This window comes from Clostridioides sp. LIBA-6622 (assembly GCF_056716095.1).
Map to the genome: position 1 here is coordinate 1,075,705 of NZ_CP196998.1, position 25,664 is coordinate 1,101,368.

A 25,664-nucleotide genomic window follows, 5' to 3' on the forward strand; every position below is an offset into this window, starting at 1 on the left:
TATATATAGTCTTTTTTGTAGTTAAATGCAATAATTTGATTGTATTTTGTAAAATACACAATATGATATAATTAGATAATATACACTTAATTTAATTGAGGAAGGTGATTATGTGGAATATTTATTTGAAAAAAGTGGTTTAAGAGAATATAGAGATGAACCTCTAGATAAATATAGAGAAATATTAGAAAAAAACTATAATAATTCAAGAAGTATTATTCTATTGGTACCAAATAATAATACAAAAATAAGATATGAAAGGTCTTTAAAATTAGGTTATAGTGAAGAGTTGAAAATAACAACATATATAGGTTTTGTAAAAAAAGAATTACTGAAATATTGGCCACTCATAATAGAAAAGTGTAATAAAATAAGTAAAAAATCTGTATCTCCAACGTTTATATCAAACAGTTTAAGTGAATATTTAATAGTACAAAAAGTTAAGGAAAAAAGGATACAAGAAGGTTATTTTGAAGATATTACAGGAACAAATAAATCAATAGCAAATAGTATAATGACTAATATAAATAAATCTGCATTCAATTTAATTGATTTTGATTTTATTGGAGAAAAAATATATTCATCAAAGAAAAATAGAGATAGTATATATAGATTCTCATATACTCAAATGGATGAAATTATATCATATTATATAGACTTATTATTATCAAACTCAATTTTAGATAATGCATTAAGTGTATATCTATATAATCAATATCTACTTACTGATGATTCTTATATAAAAAACTTATTTAAAGAAGTGAGATATATAATAGTAGATAGCCTTGAAAATTCAAGTAATGTAGAGGTTGATTTTATCGTAAAATCACTAGACAATGTATTGGAAAGTTATATATATATTGATTATAACAAAGATTACTCTGTATTTAATAATGCAGATATGGACTATATAAATGAAAAGATAATATCAAAAATTGAATCACAAGAAAAAGGAAAGATTAAAAAGAAGAACATAGGAATAGAAGACTTATACTTATTAAATGCAAAAGTGAAATTAAATCAATCAAGCCAACTGTACAATGAAATGTTAGATTTAATAAGTGAAAAAATTATATATCTTATAGAAGATGGTATATCTCCAAGAGATATAGCAATTATATCTCCTATAAACAATACTATATTGGAGTATCAGATTAGAGACTCTTTGATAGAAAAAAATATAGGTGTTTTTAATACTAAAAAGGATAAAAAAGTGATAGATTATCCATATGGAAATGCACTGGTAGTAGCTACATGTATATTTTATGGGTATTTAGATTTTATAAAAGAAGATGAATATTTAAGTTTTTTAGAAACTCTTTTAGAAATAAATAGGATAAAAGCATTTAAAATTCTCAATGAAACAAGACATTTAAGTATTGATAATATAAATGGATATAGTCAGTATTGTGATATTTTACAGTATATTGAGGAAAAGAAGAAAAGTGATATAAAAATACATGAATTTTTAATTCAGTTCTATATAGATAAAATGCTAGGTTTAAAAGAAGGTAAGAAGAATGTTGGGTTATGTAAAAAGATAATAGCTGAAAGTGAATCTTTTAGTGAAAGTATAAGTTTACTTGGCATGAGAGAAGAAAAGATATTCATAGAAGCTTTAAAGACCACAATAAATGATTATTACTCTGTTGTTGATATAGAAGAGTTAAAATCTAAAGATAAAATAGTAATAACTACTCCTTATTCGTATATATCATCAAATATAGATAGAAGTATACAAATATGGGTAGATATAGGAAGTAATGCTTGGAATATGAAAATAGAAAAAGATATAAGCAATTTAATTGTACTTAGAAAATCTTTTGAGGAAAAAAAGATTTATACAAATGAAATGGAAGAACATTATAAGAAATATTATCTATACAATACTGTATATAATTTGTTACTAAATGCAAATAAAATTTATGCATACAAGAGTGAGTATACGATTAATGGATATATTCAAGAAAGTATGTTATATAGTATACTTTTAAAAATCTCACATAAAGGAGATAAAAATTATGATTAATATAAATTATAGAGAAGATCAGATACCAATAATAAATTATGATAATGGTACTATGGCGGTACCAGCAGTTCCAGGTGCAGGGAAAACATTTATAATAACAAACTTAGTAGCAAAGCTATTACTTGAGCAGAAGCATAAAGGTGGAAAGATATTAGTTCTTACTTATATGAACAGTGCTGTAAATAATTTTAAAGGTAGAATAAAAAAAATTCTTGAAGAGAATAAAATAGATGATGCTAGTTCATATGAAGTAATGACCATACATAGTTTAGCTGTAAAGATAATAAAGGAAAAACCAGAAGCTGTAATGTTAAGTGAGGATTTTAATATAGCTGACGATTTACAAAAAAATATTATATTAAATGAATGTATAAATAGATTTAGATTTGAAGGAGGAGAAAGAGCTTTTAGATGGTTTCTAAAAGAGCAAAAAGATGAGCGTTGGAAAGAAATAACTCTTGAAGCTTGGGAAAGAGGTTTTTTCGAATTTGCAGGAAATGCAATAAGTGAACTTAAGTATAAAGGTATTTCTCCAGATAAACTTGAAGAAATATTGTCAAGAGGGCATAAAGGAATGCTTAAAATTATTTTACCAATATATAAATTATATGATAGGAAGTTGAAGCAAAATGGCTTACTAGATTATGATGATATATTAATTTTAGCAGAAAAAACTTTGAGTTTAGATGAAGCACTTAGGAAGAAATTTCAAACTAGATACAAATATATTTTTGAAGATGAATGTCAGGATTCAAATGAAATTCAAGGTAATATAATAAAAATTATATCTAGTGAAAATAAAAATTTAGTTAGGGTTGGGGATATAAATCAGAGTATAACAGGAACTTTTTCATCATCAGACCCCAGATTTTTTAAAGAATTTATAAATAATGCAGATTTCTGTTACAGGATGAATATGTCAAATAGAAGTTCGAAAGATATACTTGATTTAGCAAATACTCTTGTAGATTATGTTACAAAGGAATTTAGACAGGAAGAATGTAGACATGCTCTTGAAGATATGCAAATAAAGACTGTACCAAATGGAATGGGGTATAAAGAAAATCCTAACCCAGAACATTATAATATAAATGTAAAGTGGTATGAGAGCTGGAAAAATGAAATAGAGCAAACTGCTAAATATGTTAAAGGGATAAAAAATAAATATCCAGATAAAAGTATAGGTATATTAGTTCCATTTAATGAACAAGTTACACAAGTTGCTAAAGAACTTAGGGAGTACAATCTAATTTTTGAAGAATTAGGTCCAAATTCTTTGAGTAAGAGGAAGGTTATAAACAACATAGCATCTATTATTGATTTTATGCTACATTGCGATGATGTAGAAAAGTTAATAAATGTACTTGATAAGGTTTTTATAAATACTGATAATGAAGCAGAGGAGAATAATCTTTTAGAAGTATTAAAAGATTATTCGACAGAAGAAATCATCTACAATTTTGAATTTAGTGAGTTAGAGACTAATTTAATAGAAATAAATGAAGAAAGTGAGATATATTTGAATTTCAAAAAAGGAATAGACATTATAAAACATATACTAGAATATCCAATAATAAGGTTAGACTTATTAGTTTTGTTTATTGGCAGAAAACTTAATTTGGAAAAAGAAGATAAGGCAGTACTTGATTATATATCTTTTTATGTAAAGTATTTAGTATCAGAAAATATACATATGGATTTAGAAGATGTATATAATTTACTGTTTGATGTAAAAAATAAGGTATTCAATCACATAATAGATGTAGTATATGAAATAAATGGATATGAACCAGAGCCTGGTAGTATAACATTATGTAATTATCATAAATCAAAGGGGATGGAGTGGGATTGTGTGTTTTTATTAGGTCTTATTGAATATAATTTCCCTGACAATATCAATCAAAAATTTCAGAGTGATAAATGGTATTTAAAAGAAAAATATAAAAATCCTATGGCAATTATTAAATCAGAAATTGAAGCTATATTAAAAGGTAGTATTTCAACTGATTATGCTCATAAAACTAAGATTGATTCTATAAATGAAAAAATTAGACTTTTATATGTAGGAATAACCAGAGCGAAGGAGATGTTGGTACTTTCAGGAAGTTCTTATAGAGACGAAAATGATGTAGGAAATAAAAGAAAAGAGCAAAAACCAAGTATATATTTAAGTAGATTGAACCGACGTATTATTGAAAAGAGGTCAAATTAATATATAATAAATTTAATGAATGTACTGTTTAAAATATTGATGAAAAAAAGCTAAAATAATAGATAGTAATAAATAGCTATTAAAAATAAAGCTAAGAGAGAAGTGATATGAGTGAATGATAAATTAAAGTATTTTTCTTATAGTCAAAATTCAATTAATACATATAAATCATGTCCATTGAAGTTTAAATATAAATATATTGATAGAATAAATTGGAAAAATGATGATATTGGTAGTAGAGAGTATTATGAAAGTTTAAAAACAGGAAGAGATTTTCATTTAATTTGTGAAAGATATTTTAGTAATATACCACTTGGAATCTACCTTAATGAAGGAGATAAAAATAGTAAAAAATTTTCAAAATGGATTGAAAATATAAAAAAAGTTGTTCCTATTAAAGAAGATAAAATATACTTACCAGAATATGAAGTAAGGATGATTTTAAGAGGAGATATAATACAGGCAAAATATGATTTAGTTGTAATTGGAAAAGACAATATAGAGATATGGGACTGGAAAACTGAGTCTAAAAAAATTGACTATAAAAATGTAGAAAACAGAATACAAACAATTGTTTATATGTTTTTAGCAAAAGAAGTAATCCCAAAAGTTTTAAAAATAGATATAAATGTTAAAGATATAAATATGAGATACTATCAACCTGAATTTAACGACTTACCAATTATCATTTCATATGATGAAGAAAAACATGAAGCAAATAAAAATAAAATTCAAAATTATATAAGTATGATAAAGAATACTAATTATGAAGAACATACATACGAAGACAATCTATACAATGATATAGAAAAGGTATATAATAAAGAAGAACGTATGTGCTATAGAAATAAGAATCATTGCAAGTATTGTGAATTCAATAAATTATGTAATGGTAAAGAAATAGATTATAGTATTTTGGAGGCGGAAATTTATGGGACTTAGGTTTATATTAGGCAGAGGTGGAAGTGGAAAATCTACTTATGTACTAGATGAAATTAAAAGAGAAGCTCAAAAAAATGAAACAACATCAATTATACTTTTAGTTCCAGAACAATACACATTTGAAGCTGAAAATAGAGTAAGCAAACTATTTTTAGGAAAAGAAAAAGATAAGTATCTAAGAGTTAGGGTGCTTAGTTTCAAAACACTAAGTAATATAGTTTTTTCTCAAGCAGGAGGATTAACAGATGTAAATATAAATTCTAGTGGAAAAGCAATGATGGTATATAGAGCAATTGAAGATGTAAGTGAAGAATTAAATGTATTTTCGAAATCAAAGTCACAATCTGGTTTTGTAAGTTCAATTACAGATATGATATCAGAAATGAAACAGTACAATATAAGTCCTGAAATGTTAGAAAATATATCAGGAGAATTAGATAATGAAACTTTAAGCTTAAAATTAAAAGATATAAGTAAAATATATAATTCTTTTGAAGGAAAGTTACATGAAAATTATATAGATGCTCAAGATATGTTAACTTCATTAGCAAATAGAATAGAATTAAGCATTTATTTAGATGGGGCTTGTGTTTATATAGATGAATTTACAGGCTTTACACCAAATCAGTACAATGTAATAAAGAGCATATTAAACAAAACTAAAAATGTAAGTGTTTCTTTGACTGTAGATGACATTAATTATATTGGATATAGTAAAGCAGATGTATTCTCTAGAACTAAATTTACTTATTCAAAGTTAACTCAATTGTGTAATGAAGAAGGAATAAAAATACTTCCACAAGTAAATTTGAATACAGGTATTATAAAAAGATTTGAAGAAATCAAAGAATTACAACACTTAGAAAGGTTTTATAATGCTTATCCATATAAAACATATTTGAATCCAACTGAAAATATAAAAATAAAAGAGTTCAATAATTTATATTCAGAGGTGGAAGAAATAGCTAAAGAAATTGTACATTTAGTTAGAGATAAGAATATTAGATATAGAGATATAACTATTGCAACAAGAGATTTAAATAGATATGATTTTTTAGTACACTCTATATTTAATGAATATAATATACCAAATTTTATAGATAAGAAGAGAGAAGCAAAAAGTAATCCAATAGTTATTTTAATTATTTCAGCTTTAGAAATGAAGCATAGACGATATGGATATGAGACTATGTTTAGATATTTAAAAAGTGGACTTATAGGAATTGATAATAATGATATAAATTTACTAGAAAACTATGTGTTGGCTAATGGAATTAAAGGCAAGAAATGGTTCGACGAAAAATGGAATTATAGAATAACACAGAGTCTTTCAGGTGAAGAAAGTGAGTTTGAGATAGAATTAAAAGATAAAATAAATGGAATAAAAAATAGAGTACTAGAACCAATAGTCACTTTACAAGAAAAATTAAAAGGAAAAAATAGAGTAAAAGAAATATGTAAGTATATATATGAATTTTTACTAGATATAAATATGCCAGAAACTATAGAAAGTTTAATAGTAAATTTTAAAGATAAAGGAGAACTTGATGTTGCCAATCAATACTCACAAGTTTGGGATATAGTAGTTGATGTCCTAGACCAAATGGTTGAACTTATGGGTGATGAAATAATTTCTTTAGAAAAATTTATAAAACTAATAACTTTAGGTTTTGATGAATACGAATTAGGATTAGTTCCTCCTAGTATAGACCAAGTACTTGTAAGTAGTGTGGATAGAATGAAAAATCCAAACACTAAATATTTATATCTAATTGGAACTACTGATGGTATATTTCCTCTGATTACAAAGGATAGTGGGATATTAAGTGATAATGATAGAGAAAGCCTTGGAAGTAAAGGAATTGAAGTTGATATTGATAGTAAAACTAGAAGTTTTGAGGAACAGTTTCTAGTATATAAGGCTCTTACTTCTACATCTGAGAATTTAATCATAACATATCCAATATCTGACCATGAAGGTAAAACTCTTAGGCCATCAATAATTATATCCAGACTAAAAAAGATATTTCCAAATATAGATAATAAAAGTTATTTAATAGAAGAAGATAATAAAAATGATGAAGATATACTTAAAAAAATAACAGTTAAATCACCTACATTTAATGAGCTTATAAATGTAATAAAAAATTATGATAATGATAGCTACAATAAAGAAGATATTAATAGTATTTGGCTAGATATATATAGATACTATCTACAAGATGAAATGTATGGCTCAATAACAAGAAAAGTTATAAAAGGTCTTAGTTATACTAATCAAGTTCATAAGATTGAAGAGAAAAAAATAAGGTCATTATATAAAAGTAATTCTCTTAGTGTATCTAGACTAGAAAAATATGCAGAGTGCCCATTTGCTTATTTTATACAGTATGGGCTAAAGGCTAGGAAACGTAAAGAATATTCATTTACACCACCAGATTTAGGAACTTTCATTCACAATATTTTAGATAAATTTTCAAAGGAGATTTCACAAGATAATTTATCTTGGAGAGATATTGATGAAAAATATATAGAATTAAAGATAGATATAATAGTTGACGAAATAATTTCAAAGATACCAGGATATATATTAAATAGTTCTGAAAGGTATAAATACCTTGCATATAGATTAAAAAATATGCTGACAACTGCTGTAAATATAATTAGTCAACAAATAAAACAAGGTTCATTTGAACCAATAGATTATGAAGTTAATTTTGGAAGAGAAGGAAAATATCCTCCTATAAAAATAGTATTAGACAATGGAGAAGAAGTAAATTTAATTGGACAAATAGATAGAGTTGACGAATTTAAAGAAGGGGAAAATAAATATATAAGAATAGTAGATTATAAATCAGGCAATAAATCCATAAGTTTGACAGAAATATACTATGGTCTACAATTACAATTACTTGTGTATTTAGATGCAATCCTTGAAAGTGTAAAAGGTGAAGATGTAAATATAAATCCAGCCGCAATATTATATTGTAGAATAAACAACCCAATAGCAAAGTTTAATGAAGACAAAGATGATGAAGAAATACAAGAAGCAATACTAAAAGAACTTAGAATGAAGGGTCTTGTAATAAAAGACTCACATATAATCAAAGAGATGGATAAATCATTAATAGATGGAGAAAGAAAAAACTCTTTAGTAATACCAGTAGGTCTTACAAAGGATGGAAATGTGGGTAAAAGCACATCAGCAGTAACCTATGAAGATTTTAAACTACTTAGAAAATATGTAAAACATGCTATAAAGGATTTATGTGAAGATATGTTAAGTGGAGAAATATGTATAGCTCCATATAAACATAAAGATGGGACATCATGTGATTTTTGTGATTATTCAGCTATATGTCAGTTTGATTCAACTATGAAAGATAATAAATATAAAATTTTAAATAATAAGAGCAATGAAGAGATAATAAAAATGATGAAAGGAGATGTTAAATAGTGAGTTCTCCTAAATGGACAAAAGAGCAATTAGAAGTCATAGAAAGTAGAGATTGCAATTTATTAGTTGCAGCTGCTGCTGGGTCAGGAAAAACAGCAGTACTAGTTGAGCGTATAATTCAAATGATAACAAGTAGGGAAAATCCAATCGATATAGATAAGTTATTAGTTGTTACATTTACTAATGCTGCTGCATCAGAGATGAGAGAGAGAATAGGTGATGCTATAGGAAAATCACTAGATGAAAATCCAGAAAATAAGCATTTACAAAATCAACTGGTTCTATTAAATAAATCTAGCATTACAACAATACACTCATTTTGTTTAGATGTTATAAAATCAAACTTTCATAGAATAAATTTAGACCCAAATTTCAGAATAGGAGACCAAACTGAATGTGCTATTTTGAAACAAGAGGCAATAGAAGATGTATTTGAAATCTTATATGAAGAAAGAAATGAGGGTTTTTTAAATTTAGTTGAAAGTTATGCAGAAAGAGGAGGAGACAAAGAAGTACAGGATATTATTTTAGGAATATATTCATTTGCAATGGCTTCTCCTAAACCTAAAAAATGGCTTATTGATTCAGCAGATAGATTTAATATTGATGAAGACTTTGATTTTTCACAGTCTATTTGGGCTAGAGCTATATTAGATACTGTAAAAATAGAAATTAATGGTCTTTGTTTAAATATGGAAAAGGCATTAAAAGAAGTTGAATCAATAGAAGAATTAGAAACTTTTACAGAAAAGTTAGCTATTGAATATAAAAAAATAGTAGATATTTCAGAAGCATGTAATAAATCCTGGAATGAAGCATATAAAAAGATGGCAGGCATGTCTTTTGAAAACTATGTAAAAGGGGTAAAAAGAATCCCAAAAGATGCCCCTTCATATATAAAAGAATCAAAAGAAAAAGCAAAGACTATGAGAGACAAGGCTAAAAAGTCTTTAGAAAGTATAGTAAATTCTACATTCAATAAAGATAATGACTCTATTAAAGAAGAAATAAAATATCTTTATAATATAGTCAAGCCAATATCTAATATTGTACTGAGATTTGAAGAAGAATATAGCAGTAAGAAAAGTGAAAAAGGAATAATAGATTTTAATGATATAGAGCATTTTGCTTTAAATATACTAACAAATGTAGATGAAGAAGGTAATATTGTACCTTCTGATATAGCAATAGGATATAGAAAGAAGTTCTATGAGATATTTATAGATGAATATCAAGATAGTAATCTAGTGCAAGAAGTATTGCTTAAAGCTGTGGCTAATGTAGAAACACCAAATAGATTTATGGTTGGTGATGTAAAGCAGAGTATATACAGATTTAGACAAGCAAAGCCAGAATTATTTTTACAAAAATACAATAATTATAATGACAAAAAGGGAAGCTCCCATAGAAAAATAATGCTTTATAAAAACTTTAGAAGTAGAGAAGAAGTTGTAGATGCTGTAAATTATATATTTGAAAATATAATGAATGAAAATATTGGAGAAATTGAATATACGGAAAAAGAAAGGCTCAATTTGGGTGCTGATTTTAAATTGGATACAGATGAAAGCTCTATTATTGGTGGAGCAACAGAAATACATCTTATACAAAAAGATAATAAACTTGATGATGATGCTATAAATAATAAAGATGATAGTGCTAATACTGAAGACAATGAATTAGAAGAAGAAGAAAAATTAGATAATATACAACTTGAGGCTAGAATGGTTGGAAAGATTATCAAAGATTTAATGAAAGTTAATGAAGATGGAAAAATGCAAAAAATCTACGATAAGGGAATTGACGGATATAGACCTGTGGAGTTTAGAGATATAGTTATTCTTTTAAGAGCTACATCAGCATGGGCTCCAGTGTTTGCAGATGAATTGATGAATATGGATATACCAACATATGCTGATGTTGGAGTGGGATATTTCGACACAATTGAAATAAAAACAATATTATCATTACTTCAGATAATAGATAATCCAATACAAGATATACCACTTATATCTGTATTAAAATCTCCTATATTTGGATTTACACCAGAAGATTTGATTGATATTAGAATTCAGAATAAAGATAAGACTTTTTATGAAGTTCTAGAGAGTACATCAGACTATGATGAGTTTACTGATTCTCAAAATAAAAATAAATCTGAGTTTATACCAAGTAAAGAATGTATAAGTAAAAGCAAAGATTTTTTTGTTAAATTAAGAGACTTTAAAGAAAAGTCGATGTATATGAGTACGGACGAATTTATCTGGTATTTGTATACAAAGACGGGGTATTATGCTTATGTTGGAGCATTACCAGGTGGAAGTCAAAGACAAGCTAATTTAAAAGTATTGTTTGAGAGAGCAAAACAATTTGAAGATACTAGCTTTAAAGGCATATTCAACTTTGTAAATTTTATAGAAAAATTAAAAAAATCTAGTTCTGATATGGGAAGTGCAAAGACACTTGGAGAAAATGCAAATGTTGTTAGAATAATGAGTATTCATAAAAGTAAAGGATTAGAATTTCCAGTAGTTATATGTTCTGCAATGGGTAAAAACTTCAATACTCAAGACTTTAAAAAGAGTATTTTATATCATCATAATTTAGGGTATGGACCTCAGTTTGTGGATTACGAGAGAAGAATATCTTTTCCAAGTATAGCTAAGGAAGCATTAAAAAGTAAAATAAATATAGAAAATTTATCAGAAGAGATGAGAGTTTTATATGTTGCATTTACAAGAGCAAAAGAAAAGTTGATTATAACAGGTTCTACTAGAAATATACAAGATAGTATAAAAAGATGGGCTAATGGAATTGAAGGTTTAGATACAATATCGCAATATGAGATATTAAAAGGTAAAAATTTTCTGGACTGGATAATGCCTTGTGTATTAAAACATAAAGACTTATCTAATTTATTGGAAGATGTAGGTTTAGATTCAGTATTTAATGTTGACCATAATTCAAAATGGTATGGCAGATTGTGGAACAAGAATGATGTCTTAATAGAAAGAAAAACTAATGAAGAAAATGAAAGTATTGAAGAAGTCCTTGAAAAAATAGATGTAGATAATCCTGATAGCAATTATTATACTGAAATAGAAGGAAAATTAAATTATGTATATCCGTATGAGTTTAGCACAAGAAAACCTGCTAGTATATCTGTTACAGAAATAAAAAAAATACAAAACAATTATGAGGAAGAGTTAATAAATACTATATTTGAACAAAAAGTAATACTAAAAAAACCTCTATTTATTCAAAATGACGAAGAAAGAGAAAAGATTAATGGGGCAGAAAGAGGTACTATAGTCCATTTAGTTATGGAAGTTTTAGATTTAAAAAAAGTAAATAGTGTAAATGATATAAAGGTACAAATACAAGGACTTATTTCAAAAGGTGTAATAACAGAAAAACAGGCTAGTATAGTAAATCCATATAAAATATATAAATTTTTTGACTCTAATATAGGGAAAAGGATGTTGAATGCTGAACTTATAAATAGAGAAAAATCAATTTATGCACAAGTGAATATGAAAGATATCTATATTTATGAAGAATTAATAAAAAATGATGATAAAAAACTCTATGATAAAGAAAGTGTCATGTTAAGAGGTATAGTTGATGCTTATTTTGAAGAAGATAATCAAATAGTTTTAGTTGATTATAAAACAGACTTTGTAAATGAAGAAAATATAAATCAAATAATAGAGAAATATAAAAAACAATTAGATTTATATGCAGATGTTATTAAAACTTTAACTGGCAAGTCAGTAAAAGAAAAATGTATATATTTATTTGGCGTTGATGAAGCTGTTTGTTATTAGTTTTTTTATAAAAATTAAACATAAAGATAGAGGAAGGGGAAAATATGAGATTTATTCATACATCAGATTGGCATCTAGGGAAATCCCTAGAGGGTCATTCTAGAATTGAAGAACAAGCAAAATTTTGTGAGGAATTTATAGAAATAGTAGAATCAAATGAAATAGATATGGTTGTAATTGCTGGAGATATATATGATACTTCTAATCCTCCAGCACAAGCAGAAAAACTATTTTATCAAACTGTTTCAAAACTTGCTAATAATGGGCAAAGGTGTGTATTAATAATTTCAGGAAATCATGATAATCCAGAGAGACTTTCTGCAATAACACCTTTAGCACATGAACAAGGAATACTTATATTTGGTTATCCATCAAGTGCTACAACAAAAGCTAAGTATAAAAGCTTTGAAATAACAGATGCAGTACAAGGATGCACAACTCTAAATATAAATGGTGAAAGTGTCGTAATTGCTACACTACCTTATCCAAGTGAGAAAAGATTGAATGAAGTTTTTTCAAGTGAAGATGATTTGGAAAAACAAAAAACTTATTCTGAAAAGGTAGGAGATATATTTAAAAATCTAGAAGTACATTTTAGAAGTGATACTATAAATATAGCAGTATCACATATATTTGTAATAGGTGGAGAGAGTACTGAATCAGAAAGACCAATACAACTAGGGGGAAGCTTTTTGGTTGAAAGAAAAGACTTACCAGAAAAAGCTCAATATACTGCATTAGGACATTTGCACAAACAACAAAAAGCTTCTGAACGTTTAAATGCATACTATTCAGGTTCTCCACTTCAATATAGTAAAGATGAAAGAGCATATACTAAAGGTGCATACATAGTGGATATAAAGGTTGGTGAAAAACCAGTAATTGAAGAAGTATACTTTAATAATTATAAACCTATAGAAGTATTTAAATGTAATGGAATAGAAGAAGCTTTAGAGATATGTGAGCAAAATCAAGATAGAGAAATTTGGTCATACTTTGAAATAAATACTGATGAGATAATATCACAGAATGAAATAAAAAAAATGAAGGAATTATTAAAAGACATAATAGAAATAAAACCAATAATAACATCTTGTTATGAACAAGAAAGTGTAGATATAAAGGAAAAGTCTATGGCAGAGTTATTTAAAGAATTTTATTCTTTTAGTAGAGGTGTAGAGCCAAAAGGGGAACTTATGGATTTGTTTCTAGATATAATAAGTGAAGAGGGTGAATCAGCAGATGAGACCAATTAGGTTAGAAGTTACAGGACTTAATAGTTACATTGATAAACAAGTTATAGACTTTGAAAAGCTAATTGAAAGAGGTTTATTTGGAATATTTGGAACTACTGGAAGTGGGAAATCTACAATTTTAGATGCAATAACCATTGCTATGTATGGAAATATATCTAGAAATACAAAAGAATATATAAATAGTGTATGTGATAAGGCAATTATATCATATGAATTTGAGATAGGAAGTAAAAATACTAGAAGAAGATATATTGTAGATAGAACTATTGCTAGAAGTAAAACAGGAACAAAGACTTCTAACGCTAGATTAATAGAGATATTAAATGATAATACTAAAAATGTTTTAGCTGATAAGGTTGTGGAAGTAAATGAAAAGGTAGCTCAAGTTGTAGGACTAACAGCTAATGATTTTACTAGGTCAGTAGTTTTGCCACAAGATAAATTTAATGAGTTTCTGAGATTGTCACGTGCAGATAGAAGAGATATGTTAGAGAGAATTTTCAATCTTGAGAAATATGGAAGAAGTCTTGGAGAAAAAGTAAAAAAGAGAAAAAATCTACATTTACAAAATTTAAAAGATTTAAAATCAAAATTAAGCCAATATGATGGAATTACAGAAGAAGTATACAACAATATAAATCAAGAATTAATAGAATTAAAACAAATAGAAAAAGAGAAAAATAAAGCTTTGGATTTGGCTCAGAAATCGTATGAAGAGAGTAAGGCAGTATATGAAGAACAATTAAAATTAGAGAAAAATGAGATTAGAAAAAATGAACTTAATTTAAAAAGTAATGAGATAAAAGAAAAGACTGCTATTGTAGAAAACGATAATAATGCAAGAAAAGTAGACCCATACATAGGTTCTGTTCAAAATCTAGAAAAAAAAATAAATGAAGATAGCTTTACTGTAAATAATTTAGAAAAGAAATTAGTGATATTAAATCAGGAACTTGAGGTCATAAAAAATAGATATGAAAAAATAAGTAGAATTAAAAATGAAGAAGTTCCTAAATTAAGTGAAGAAAAAATAAGGTTACAACAGGCAATAAAACTAGAAGAAGAGTTAGTTTTACTAGATAAAGAGTTAAAAGAGTTAAAAGAACATGGCGTTAATTTAAGTAAGAATAAAGTAGAATTAGAGAAAGTAAAACAAGAGGCTGAATCTAGAAAAGATGCAGTTATTAAGTCTATAAAAGAAGTTGAAGGAAAAATTGATAAAGTAAATATAAGTGCTGAATTAAAACAAAAAATATTTTTAGCATATGAATATGAGAAAGATTATAATAAGGTATTAGAAGAGAAGAATCAAAAAATAAATAAACTAGAAGAAATACTCAAAGACACAGAAGAAATAAATTTAAAAGTAAGATATATCGATAAAGATAAAAATGATACAAAACGTAATTTAGAAAATTTATCTCTTCACTTAGATGTTCTTCTTAGAAAATGTCCTGGTAAGAGTGCAGATTTACTTTTAAAATCTGAATATGTAACTGAATTAAGAAATAAAGCAAATAATACTAAAGAAAATGAAATTAAGAAGAATAGCATACAAGATGAATTAAAAATAGTACTAGAAAGTAAATTTAATACTGAAAGAGAAATAAATTTACTAAATGAGAAGCTTGAAAATAATAGAAAAAATAGAGAAGACTTAGAAAAAGAGCTAGAAGAGCTAAAATATTTAAATTTAGCATCAGAACTTAGACGTGAGTTAAAAGAAAATACACCATGCCCAGTTTGTGGGTCAAAGCATCATGAAAATCATAATATAACTAAATATGATGAAAATATAGTTTTTGTCAAAGAAAAACTAGAGAAACAGGAAAAAGAAAAATTAAGTATAAGACATAATATAGAGGAATTAAATGCTAAAGTAAGCGGATACTTATCTGTAGAAAAAATGAAAACCAAAGAATTGGAAGATGTAAAAGGAAAACTAGGAGATATTCCATCTAGTCAATTATTAAAAAAACTTGATGATGAACAAAGAAAACTTGTTTTGCTTAAATCTAACATTCAAGAATGGGAGAAAGAGAAAGAAGATACCGAAAATAAGATAACATTAGTTAAAGAAGAGAAGAATAAAGTCGAAAAAGAAGAATTAAAGATAAAAGAAAGCCTAAATAACTATAAGAAATTAACGAGAGACTTAAATACAGAGATAGAAAGTCTAGAAAATAAATGTAAAAAGCTAAAACAGGAATATATAGGGTTAAAGACGATTACTAAAGTTTCTAATTTAGCATCAAAAGTAGAAGAAATAAGAGAAAATGAAAAAAAATTAGAATTATTAAGTGCTGGATACTCAAAGTTATTAAAAAATAGAGACTCATTAGACCTTAAAATAAGAGAAAATGAAAGTAAACTACATGAGATAGAAATAGAGTTAATAAGAGCTAGAGAATTATATGTAGAAAAAAAATTGCATAGAGAAAATAAGTATAAAGAAGTTATTAATATAACAAAGGGTGATTTAGCTAAAAATCTTTTACATAATGTTGAAGAAAATATATGTAAGATATTAGAACAAGAAGAATCAAGTAGAAAAAAATTAGAGGAACAAAGATTAGAGTATGAAAAAAATCTTGCTGAAAAACACAACATAGATGGTAGACTTAAAACAGCTGGTGAGCAATATAAAGAACAAAAAGTAATATTAAATGGATTACTAGCAGAAAATAAATTTGAAAGTATATATGCAGTAAAAAGAGCTTTGTTAGATGGTGACGAAATAAAAAAATTAATTGAAGAGATATTAGAATATGAAGAAGAACAAAAATTATTGACATTTAAAATAAAGTCATCAAAAGAAAAGTTAAATGGGAGAACTGTAAAGAAGGAGTACTTTGAGCAATTAAAAGATGAAATTTATAATCTAAAAGTTGAAATAGGTAATATATCAAAAGATATCGGAGCCAATCAAAATAAGCTAATAACATTAAAAGACTCTTTAGATAAGATAAATGAATTTAATAAAGAACTTAAAGTAGTTGAGCACAATGTAGATTTATTAGAGGAACTAGATAAATGTGTACAAGGAAATAAATTTGTAGAATATGTTTCTACAAATCAATTAAAATATATTGCTTTGGAAGCATCAAAAAGATTAGAAAGAATAACAAAAGGAAGATATGCACTTGAAATTGATTCAACATTGAATTTTGTAATGAGAGATAATTTTAATGGAGGAGAAAGACGAAGTATTGACACTCTATCTGGTGGAGAGACATTCTTAACTTCTCTATCACTGGCACTTGCTCTTTCATCTCAGATACAATTAAAAGGAAGTGCACCACTAGAATTCTTCTTTTTAGATGAAGGATTTGGTTCACTAGACAGTGAACTTTTAGAAATTGTTATAGAATCATTGGAAAGGTTGCATAGTAATAATCTAAGTGTGGGTATAATAAGTCATGTCGAGGAACTTAAAAATAGAGTTCCTGTTAAGTTATTAGTTTCATCTAGTGAGGCTGGAGTAGGTTCACAAGTTAAAATTGAATATAGTTAGAAACATATGTTAATTGAATATATTATCTAATATTTCCAAAAAATATATAATTGTGATATAATTAAAACTAATATTAAAGTTATTTATAATTAATATTAATATAAAAACATGTAATTAGGAGTGTGGTAAGTGTTGGAATCGCCCAATAATTTGATTCAGATTATATTTTTAATAGTATTACTTATGGGGTCTGCATTTTTCTCAGCATCTGAAACGGCTTTAATGTCATTGAGTAAAATCAGAATCAGATATATGCAAGATGAAGGAGTTAAAGGAGCTAAGTTAGTAAGTTCATTAATAGAAAATCCAAATAAACTTTTGAGTTCTATATTAGTTGGAAATAACGTTGTAAATATAGCAGCGACATCCATATCAACATCTTTATTTATAGGATTAATGGGAGAAAAAGGAGTGGCACTTGCTACAGCTGTGATGACAGTGTTAGTATTAATATTTGGTGAAATTACTCCAAAGACCATAGCAGCAAGTAATTCAGAAAAGGTTTCTCTATTAGTATCTAAACCTATAAAAGCAATTATATTTATATTAAGACCAGTAGTATGGGTATTTAACATAATCACAAGTGTTATATTTAAATTATTTGGTATAACAAATAAGGGAGCAAAATCATTCATAACTGAAGAAGAATTAAAAACTATGGTAAATGTAAGTCATGAAGAAGGCGTCCTTGAAATGGAAGAAAGAGAAATCATAAACAATGTATTTGAATTTGGAGATATGCAAGCAAAAAATGCAATGATACAAAGAATAGATATGGTAGCTATAGATATGGAAGATAGTTACGATGAGATAATACAGGTATTTAAAACAGAGAAATTGAGTAGAATGCCTGTGTATGAAGAGACTATAGATGATATTGTAGGAATACTTAATATAAAAGATATTATATTTTTATCAGATGAGGAAATAGAGTCGTTTGATATCAAAAACTATATGAGAGAGCCTTTTTTCACATATGAATTCAAAAAAATAACACAACTTCTTGAAGAGATGAAGCTTGAAAAAAGTCAAATGGCTATAGTTGTAGATGAGTATGGTGGGACATCTGGACTTCTAACTATAGAAGATTTAGTAGAAGTGATTGTTGGTGATATAGAGGATGAATATGATGAGGAAGAAGATGAAATACAAGTAATAAAAGAAGATGAATATATTGTAGATGGAAGTACTAAAATTGGTGATGTTAATGAACTCATTGGTGTGAACTTAGAATCTGAAGAATTTGATTCTATAGGTGGATTTATAATTGGACACTTAAGTAGATTGCCAGAAGAGAATGAAGTAATTGAAGTCGATAATATAAGATTCTGTATAGAAAGTATAGAAAAAAATAGAATTAAAAAAATAAGAATATATACATAATGTAATAATATTCTTAAACTTATTATGAGTGCATGTAATGTAAAAGTTAAATTTTATATTGTATGCACTTATTTTTATTTTATATTCAAATAAAACTAGTATGAAATGGACAAAATAAAAATATAAATTAGATGAAAGGAGATTTTAAAAATGAGTATACTAGAAAATGATTTTTTATATAAATTAAAAAATAATACCATCTTTTTTTGTATATATACATTGTTATTTGTTTTTCTTTATAAAGCTTTTCCATACATAGCTCCATTTTTTTTAGGTAGTATAATAGCACTTATGATTAATCCTATATCACAAAAGCTAGAAAATAAATTTAACATAAATAAAGGTGTATCTACATTGGTTCTAAGTTTTCTTGCAGTTGCCATAGTTAGTACAGTTACTACAATAATAGTAATAAATTCAGTAAAAGAACTAATGGGATTTTTAAATAATATATCTGCTAATCCTGAAGATATAAGCAATACCATTATGTATTTCTTAAATAAAATAAATGACTTTATGAAAACCTTTCAAGAAATAGCCAACTTTGATGTAGAACAATTAGTGAATAAATTTAGTGGTGAAGTGATGCAAATTGCAAAAAATCTTCTTACAAATATACTTGGATTAGCTACTTCTATTCCATATATTATAATATTTATAATTACTTTGTTTATTGCTACATATTTTATAGCAAAAGATTTAGATAAAATTGAAAATAGTTTTTATAATATGTTCACTATTGATGTAAGAAAGAAAGTAAAAAATGTAAAAAAAGAAGCTGGTATTTCGCTAGTTGGATATATAAGAGCTTATACAATACTAATGTCTATAACATTTTTTGCAATCTGGGGAAGTTTTGCTTTATTTGGATTGAAATATGGTTTGATAGTAGGATTTGTGGGAGCTTTAATGGATTTAATTCCATTTCTAGGCATTATAACAATATACCTTCCAGTAATCGTTTACTATTTTCTTATAAAAAATTATTTTATAGCTATAAGTATGACTATAATATTTTTTATCTTATCTTTAATTAGAGAAATATTAGAACCTAAACTAGTTTCGGTAAATGTTGGATTAAATCCACTTGCTACACTTGCTGCAATTTTTATTGGAATCCAAGTAAAAGGAATAATTGGCGTAATTTTTTGTTTGGGTTTAGTATGTATGCATGATATACTTAAGAAGGTGGATATTTTTTAATTATAATAACTTAGAGCTTTTTTTAAATAAAATTTTATTCACTAATAAATAAAAAATTTCATTAATAGTATAAGAAAGAGGGTATATACGTGAAACAAAAAGTAGTAGAAAGATTTTTAAAATATGTATCATTTGATACAACATCCAATTCTCAATGTGAAAATTGTCCATCTTCAGAAGGTCAAAGAGTTTTAGCTAAGTATATAGTTGAAGAGCTAAAATCAATGGGTATTGATGATGTAAGTTTAGATGAAAATAGTTATATAATGGCTACTTTAAAGGGAAACACTGATGGTGTGGACACTATAGGGTTCATATCACATTTAGATACAATTGAAGATATTAGTGGAAAAGATATTAAACCAAGAATAATAGAAAACTATGATGGAAAAGATATCGTTTTAAATGAGGAGTTAAATGTTGTTACGTATATAAGTGATTCTCCAGAGTTAGAAGAATTTAAGGGAGATGATTTAATAGTTACTGATGGAACGACTTTACTTGGTTCTGATGATAAGGCTGGTATAGCTGAGATAGTAACTGCAATAGAATACTTAATAAACCATCCAGAAATTAAACATGGAGATATAAAAATAGGATTTACACCTGATGAAGAAATTGGTAGAGGTGCTGATTTATTTGATGTTGAGAAATTTGGAGCAAAATATGCATATACTTTAGATGGAGGAATAGTTGGAGAGCTTGAATGTGAAAACTTCAATGCAGCAAATGCAACCATTACTATACATGGTAGAAATGTTCATCCAGGGTCAGCTAAGAATAAAATGGTAAATGCTATACATATAGCTTCTGAAATATCAGAAATGTTTCCAACAGATGAAAGACCAGAGACAACAGAGGGATATGAAGGTTTTTGGCATCTAAATTCTATAGGTGGTAATGTTGAAAATGTAAGTATGGCTTATATTATTAGAGACCACTGTAGAGAAAAGTTTGAACAGAGAAAGTCTATTATGATAGAAAATATAGAAAAAATAAATAAGAAATATAACAATAGAGTGGAATTAGACTTAAAAGATTCTTATTACAACATGAAAGAAAAGATTGAGCCAGTTATGTTCATAGTTGATATAGTTAAAGATGCTATGGAAGAATTAGGTATAAATCCACGTCTAGTTCCTGTAAGAGGTGGGACTGATGGTGCAAGATTATCTTTTAATGGATTACCTTGTCCAAATATATTTACTGGAGGATTAAACTTCCATGGTAAAAATGAATGTATACCAGTTAGTTCTATGGAGAAAGCTACTAAATTAATTATAAGAATAGCTGAAAAATATGCTGAAAGAGTTTAGTTAAAAGTATTTAAAAACTAATCATTTAAAGTTATAATAGCTATATCATTCTTTATAAGTCAAACTGATTATAAGTTTGTATTGTATTTGAGATGATATAGCTGTTTTTATAATTATTTTTGTATCAGATAATTATTTTTAAGTGTGGGTATCAATAAGATGTACAGATAGTAATAAGCATCAATATTTAAAAAGGGGGAATTATATTGAAAATTAAATCTAAAAAAATAATAGCATTTGCACTTGTAGTGGGAATTATGATGCCAAGTTGTGTATATGCAGACACAACTGATAAAAATCAAAATGCACAGACAGATATGAATCATTATCTTCAAAACAGAAAGTCTCCAAAAGGAGAAACATTAATTGGTGAAGATAGATTTGATACAGCCATAAAAATATCTCAAAGTGGATGGAATAATGGTTCAGAGAGAGTATTTCTAGTTAATTCAAATTCATTACCAGATGCACTGGCTTCAACTCCTTTGGCTAGTAAGTTGGATGCACCAATACTGCTTACTAATAAAAATAGTATACCAGATAATGTGACAGATGAAATAAAAAGACTTAATCCAGAAGAAATTATTTTAATCGGAAGTGAAGGGGCTATTTCATCGAGTGTAAAAGAATCTCTTGAGGATATAGGAGTGTTAGTAAGTAGAATTGGTGGAGCAGATAGAGAAGAGACTTCTTTACTTCTTACTAAGCAATTGGATGATACAGGTGATTTAGGTGTTTCAAAAGTAGCAGTCGTTAATGGATATAATGGACTAGCAGATGCAACTTCAATATCAAGTCCAGCTGCAAGTGATAATATGGCTATAATATATACAGGAAAAGATAGTATAAGAAGTGGAGCAAAGAGCTTTATTACACAAAATTCAAATGAGACTTACATAATAGGTGGAGAATATAGTATAAGTAAAAACCTTGAGGGACAATTAGCCAATTCAGAAAGACTAGCAGGTACAGATAGAAAAGATACAAATGCAAAAGTCTTAGAAAAATTTTATGGCAAATTAAGTAAAGTTAATAATATGTATTTTGCAAAAGATGGAAGTGTAAGAGAAGCTGATTTAGTTGATGGGCTTGCTGCTGGAGTATTAGCATCAAAGAACAAGTCACCTGTAATCCTTGCAAGTGGAAGTTTAAGTAGTTCACAAAAAAGTTTTATAAAAAAAGTAAAGGCTGATAAATTTGTACAAGTTGGTGGAGGTAAGAATAGTAAACCATATACAGAAGCATTAGCATTACAGTAAATCAATAAAAACATATAATAAAAACAAGTAAACTAAGTCAGATTTAATTAGAAGTTTAAGAGATTATCTTTAAAGTTCTAATTAAGATATAAATATTATAGTTTACTTGTTTTTTATTGTTAATTTAAAAGAATTAAGTGCGATTTATTTTTATTGAAAGTTATTATTCGTTAATATTTATTATATTTCCTGTATTGATGTCAACTAAGTTGATATCAAGTTCAAGTTCATCTTCATCGTCAGTTTTTATAATATCTATAATTGCTACAGAGTGGCTTCCATCTTTTGGGATAGAAGTACTTCCTGGATTTATAACTATTAAATTACCATCCATATATAGTTTCTTTATATGAGTATGACCTAAAACCAATATGTCAGCACCCATTTTTTTTGCTTTGTCAATAATTTCTTCCTCTGATTCTGTATAACCATGATTTAATATAATTCTGATTTCACCAAATTGACTCATGACATAAGGGCTCTGAATAGGATGTTCTATTACCATCTGGTCAACATCTGCATCACAGTTTCCTTTTACAATCATAATATTTTCTAATTTATTTAATACTTCAATAAACTTTTTAGGATTGTATCCTTCTGGAATATCATTTCTAGGTCCATGATATAGGACATCTCCACCGTGTAAGAGAATATCACAATCAGATAATACATTTAATGCTTTTTCAAAGTAAAGTAAGCTACCATGAGTATCACTCATTATTCCTATTTTCATATTTAAAATCCTCCTAAGTACAGTCTATAAAAATTTTTCAGATACTCTATGCCAAAACTCGTAATTTGACATTCTAAGTAATTTTATTTTTGCATCAGATATACTAATTTTTATATTTTCGATTTGTCTAAATCTGTGTTCAACTCCATCAACTACAATTAATACAGAATCTTCAAATCTGTATTCTGGTGCAATTTTTATAATAGATTCATTTGAACATATTATACTTGATGTAAAACACCTATATGCGTTGGTGTTTATTGGATGTAAAGGTGTAATCTGCATAAGTTCAAGATTTATATCAACGATACTACCTCCAGCAGAATAGTTATAGGCTGTTGAACCTGTGGAAGTAGAAATAATCATACCATCTCCACTAAAATTTTGTATGTGTCTATTATCAAGGTTTAAGTTTAGGTGTATAGTCCTAGACTTGTCCCCCCTTATAACAACCTCATTTACAGCAAGCATGTTAGAGCCACTAGTAGTTGTGTATACTTCAGCATTAAGAAGTGACATTTCTTGAATAATATAATCTTTTTTTAGATAAGCTTCAATAAAGTTATCGATTTTATCTGGTAAAATATCTGGAAAAAAACCTAGATGTCCTGTATTTATACCCATTATAGGAATCTCAGGAAAATCGAAATCTCTAACTGTCCTTAAAAAAGAGCCATCACCGCCAATTGATATAATGAGCTCTGTATCTGGATAAATATCTGAATACACTTCAAAACCAGCATCGGTAAGTTTTCGAGTTAAGAGTTCTTTAGTCTCAAGGGACTTATTTAATTGGTTTGTATTTATAGTTATAATTCTTTTCATATATTCACCTCTTCATACTTTGTATTATAACATAGTTTTATAATTCTTAATTTATAAATTTATAAATGACCTAGCTTGTTGTGAATGTGTTAAAATATGTATAGGCGGGTATAAAAACATACATAAGAGGTGAAGATGTGTTTGAAGTAAAGAATATCACAAAGAAATTAGGTAAATTCAAGTTAAATGATATAAACTTGAAGCTAAAAGAAGGGGATATTGTTGGTATTATAGGTCCAAATGGCTCAGGGAAGACGACTTTAATAAAAATTATAATGGGGATTATTGATGCAGATGAAGGTGAAATTAAACTTTGTGATGAAACCATTGACGATTCTCCTATAAGTTTTAAAAACAATATTGGTTTTGTATATGATTCTTTGCAATTTTATCCACACTTAAAGGTTAAAGAATTTAGAAGAATAGTATCATTGTTTTATAGTGATTTTGATAGAGAAAGATTTGATGAATATCTTAAAAAGTTTGAGATAGAAGAAAATATGCATATTAAGAATTTATCTAAAGGTCAATCTGAGAAACTTATGTTGTCAAATGCACTTAGTCATAATGCTAAATTATTGATTTTGGATGAACCAACTGCTGGAATAGACCCAATTGTAAGGTCTGAAATAATGCAGTATTTAAAGGATTTTGTAAAAAATGGGAATAGTAGTGTAATAATTTCTACTCACAATACTGATAATTTAATTAAAGTTGCTGATTATCTTGTTTTCATAAATAAAGGAAATCAGATTTTTACAGTTAAGAAAGATTTAATAGAGCAGGAATATAAAATAATTAGAGCAAATAAAGCTGAATTAGAAGCAATTAAAGAAAATATAGTTGGTGTAAAAGAGTATAAATATTATAATGAGGCACTTGTTAAAGTTGGGGACAGTTTAAAAATAAAGAGTTTGTTGGTAGAAATTGATAAGCATAAGGTCAAAAATCCTACTATAGAAGAACTAATGTATTATTATGTAAATGAGGTGAAATAATGTTTAATTTAATAAGGAAAGATTTAATAATAGGAATTAGTTCAGATGGTATACGAAATTTAAAGTACATATTATTATTTTTTGTTTTTTATTTTTTCCTTAATTCAATTTCATATTATACAGTAAGTGTTGTTGTGAGTTATCTAATGTTTATAAACACATTTGAGTGTGATTATGAAAATGATTCAAGAATTTTTATAAGAAGTATGCCAGTTAGCATAGAAGATATAGTATACTCAAAATATTTATTAGGTGTGGGTTTAATAATTTCTGTGACAATATTTGTGTCTTTAGTAAGTAAATTGACATCACTAGTATTTTTCAGAAATATGGTTTTAAATGATGTATTTTTCTCTATAAATATATTTTTAGCAATTTTAGCAATTTTACTTCCTTTAATTTTTAAGTTTGGGTATGGCAAAATGAAGGTTTGTGGTCTAATAATGAGTATTTTAATCTACTTTATATATGGGGGTCTTTTAAAGACGATTAGCATGGCTGTATATCAAGTAAAGCATTTTAACTATAGTAAAATTGGAGGAGTGTATCTTTCAAATTATGTAACTGATATGGTTAATACTAAATACATAAATCTGTATAGTATTACATTTTTAACAATAATAATTTTTATAATATCGATGTATTTTTCTATTAAGATTTCAAAAAAGAATAAGTTTAATTATTAAAATTTAAATTAATCTTATAACACA

At 26.7% G+C, this 25,664-nt stretch carries 15 protein-coding genes; 13 read left to right on the forward strand and 2 right to left on the reverse strand.

Annotated features, from left to right (window positions below):
• The first annotated feature begins 112 nt into the window (after positions 1 to 112).
• From ACTG47_RS05190 to ACTG47_RS05240, 11 genes are all read left to right on the forward strand, one after another.
• Complete coding sequence (locus tag ACTG47_RS05190; RefSeq protein ID WP_479926371.1) at positions 113 to 2,029, forward strand: hypothetical protein; 1,917 nt, start codon at positions 113 to 115, stop codon at positions 2,027 to 2,029.
• A complete protein-coding gene (locus ACTG47_RS05195; protein ID WP_479926372.1) occupies positions 2,022 to 4,241 on the forward strand; it encodes an ATP-dependent helicase in 2,220 nt (739 codons plus the stop codon). Before ACTG47_RS05190 ends, ACTG47_RS05195 begins: the two co-directional genes overlap by 8 nt.
• A 111-nt stretch (positions 4,242 to 4,352) precedes the next feature.
• A complete protein-coding gene (locus ACTG47_RS05200) occupies positions 4,353 to 5,183 on the forward strand; it encodes a PD-(D/E)XK nuclease family protein (protein ID WP_479926373.1) in 831 nt (276 codons plus the stop codon).
• Positions 5,173 to 8,640, forward strand: coding sequence for a helicase-exonuclease AddAB subunit AddB (gene addB, locus ACTG47_RS05205; RefSeq protein ID WP_479926374.1), 3,468 nt, complete (start codon positions 5,173 to 5,175; stop codon positions 8,638 to 8,640). The genes ACTG47_RS05200 and addB overlap by 11 nt, the downstream gene beginning before the upstream one ends.
• Complete coding sequence (addA, locus tag ACTG47_RS05210) at positions 8,640 to 12,467, forward strand: helicase-exonuclease AddAB subunit AddA (RefSeq protein ID WP_479926375.1); 3,828 nt, start codon at positions 8,640 to 8,642, stop codon at positions 12,465 to 12,467. Before addB ends, addA begins: the two co-directional genes overlap by 1 nt.
• 44 nt (positions 12,468 to 12,511) lie before the next feature.
• Positions 12,512 to 13,723 (forward strand): exonuclease SbcCD subunit D, encoded by a 1,212-nt coding sequence (locus ACTG47_RS05215; protein ID WP_479926376.1) that lies wholly within the window; start codon positions 12,512 to 12,514, stop codon positions 13,721 to 13,723.
• Positions 13,710 to 17,237: an AAA family ATPase gene (locus ACTG47_RS05220; protein WP_479926377.1), complete on the forward strand. Its 3,528-nt coding sequence runs from the start codon at positions 13,710 to 13,712 to the stop codon at positions 17,235 to 17,237. Before ACTG47_RS05215 ends, ACTG47_RS05220 begins: the two co-directional genes overlap by 14 nt.
• A gap of 129 nt (positions 17,238 to 17,366) precedes the next feature.
• The gene (locus ACTG47_RS05225; RefSeq protein WP_479926378.1) at positions 17,367 to 18,620 is read left to right on the forward strand and encodes an HlyC/CorC family transporter; all 1,254 of its coding nucleotides are present in this window, start codon (positions 17,367 to 17,369) and stop codon (positions 18,618 to 18,620) included.
• 150 nt (positions 18,621 to 18,770) lie between these two features.
• Positions 18,771 to 19,823 carry a sporulation integral membrane protein YtvI gene (gene ytvI, locus ACTG47_RS05230; protein WP_479926379.1) on the forward strand — a complete coding sequence of 351 codons (1,053 nt, stop codon included), beginning with the start codon at positions 18,771 to 18,773 and terminating at the stop codon, positions 19,821 to 19,823.
• Between the two features lie 89 nt (positions 19,824 to 19,912).
• Positions 19,913 to 21,139 carry a peptidase T gene (gene pepT / locus ACTG47_RS05235; protein WP_479926380.1) on the forward strand — a complete coding sequence of 409 codons (1,227 nt, stop codon included), beginning with the start codon at positions 19,913 to 19,915 and terminating at the stop codon, positions 21,137 to 21,139.
• Positions 21,140 to 21,345: 206 nt separating this feature from the next.
• On the forward strand, positions 21,346 to 22,398 hold the full coding sequence (locus tag ACTG47_RS05240; protein ID WP_479926381.1) for a cell wall-binding repeat-containing protein: 1,053 nt from the start codon (positions 21,346 to 21,348) through the stop codon (positions 22,396 to 22,398).
• A gap of 163 nt (positions 22,399 to 22,561) precedes the next feature.
• Here the strand turns inward: ACTG47_RS05240 and yfcE are convergent, their stop codons facing one another.
• Both yfcE and ACTG47_RS05250 read right to left on the reverse strand, forming a co-directional pair.
• Positions 22,562 to 23,131, reverse strand: coding sequence for a phosphodiesterase (yfcE, locus tag ACTG47_RS05245; protein ID WP_479926382.1), 570 nt, complete (start codon positions 23,129 to 23,131; stop codon positions 22,562 to 22,564).
• A gap of 24 nt (positions 23,132 to 23,155) precedes the next feature.
• A complete protein-coding gene (locus ACTG47_RS05250; RefSeq protein WP_169466360.1) occupies positions 23,156 to 23,956 on the reverse strand; it encodes an NAD(+)/NADH kinase in 801 nt (266 codons plus the stop codon).
• A 137-nt stretch (positions 23,957 to 24,093) separates the two neighbouring features.
• On the opposite strand from ACTG47_RS05250, the gene ACTG47_RS05255 reads away from it, so the two are divergent.
• Together ACTG47_RS05255 and ACTG47_RS05260 are read left to right on the forward strand one after the other, a co-directional pair.
• On the forward strand, positions 24,094 to 24,954 hold the full coding sequence (locus tag ACTG47_RS05255; protein WP_479926383.1) for an ABC transporter ATP-binding protein: 861 nt from the start codon (positions 24,094 to 24,096) through the stop codon (positions 24,952 to 24,954).
• Positions 24,954 to 25,640 carry an ABC-2 transporter permease gene (locus ACTG47_RS05260; RefSeq protein WP_169466357.1) on the forward strand — a complete coding sequence of 229 codons (687 nt, stop codon included), beginning with the start codon at positions 24,954 to 24,956 and terminating at the stop codon, positions 25,638 to 25,640. Before ACTG47_RS05255 ends, ACTG47_RS05260 begins: the two co-directional genes overlap by 1 nt.
• Positions 25,641 to 25,664 lie beyond the last annotated feature (24 nt).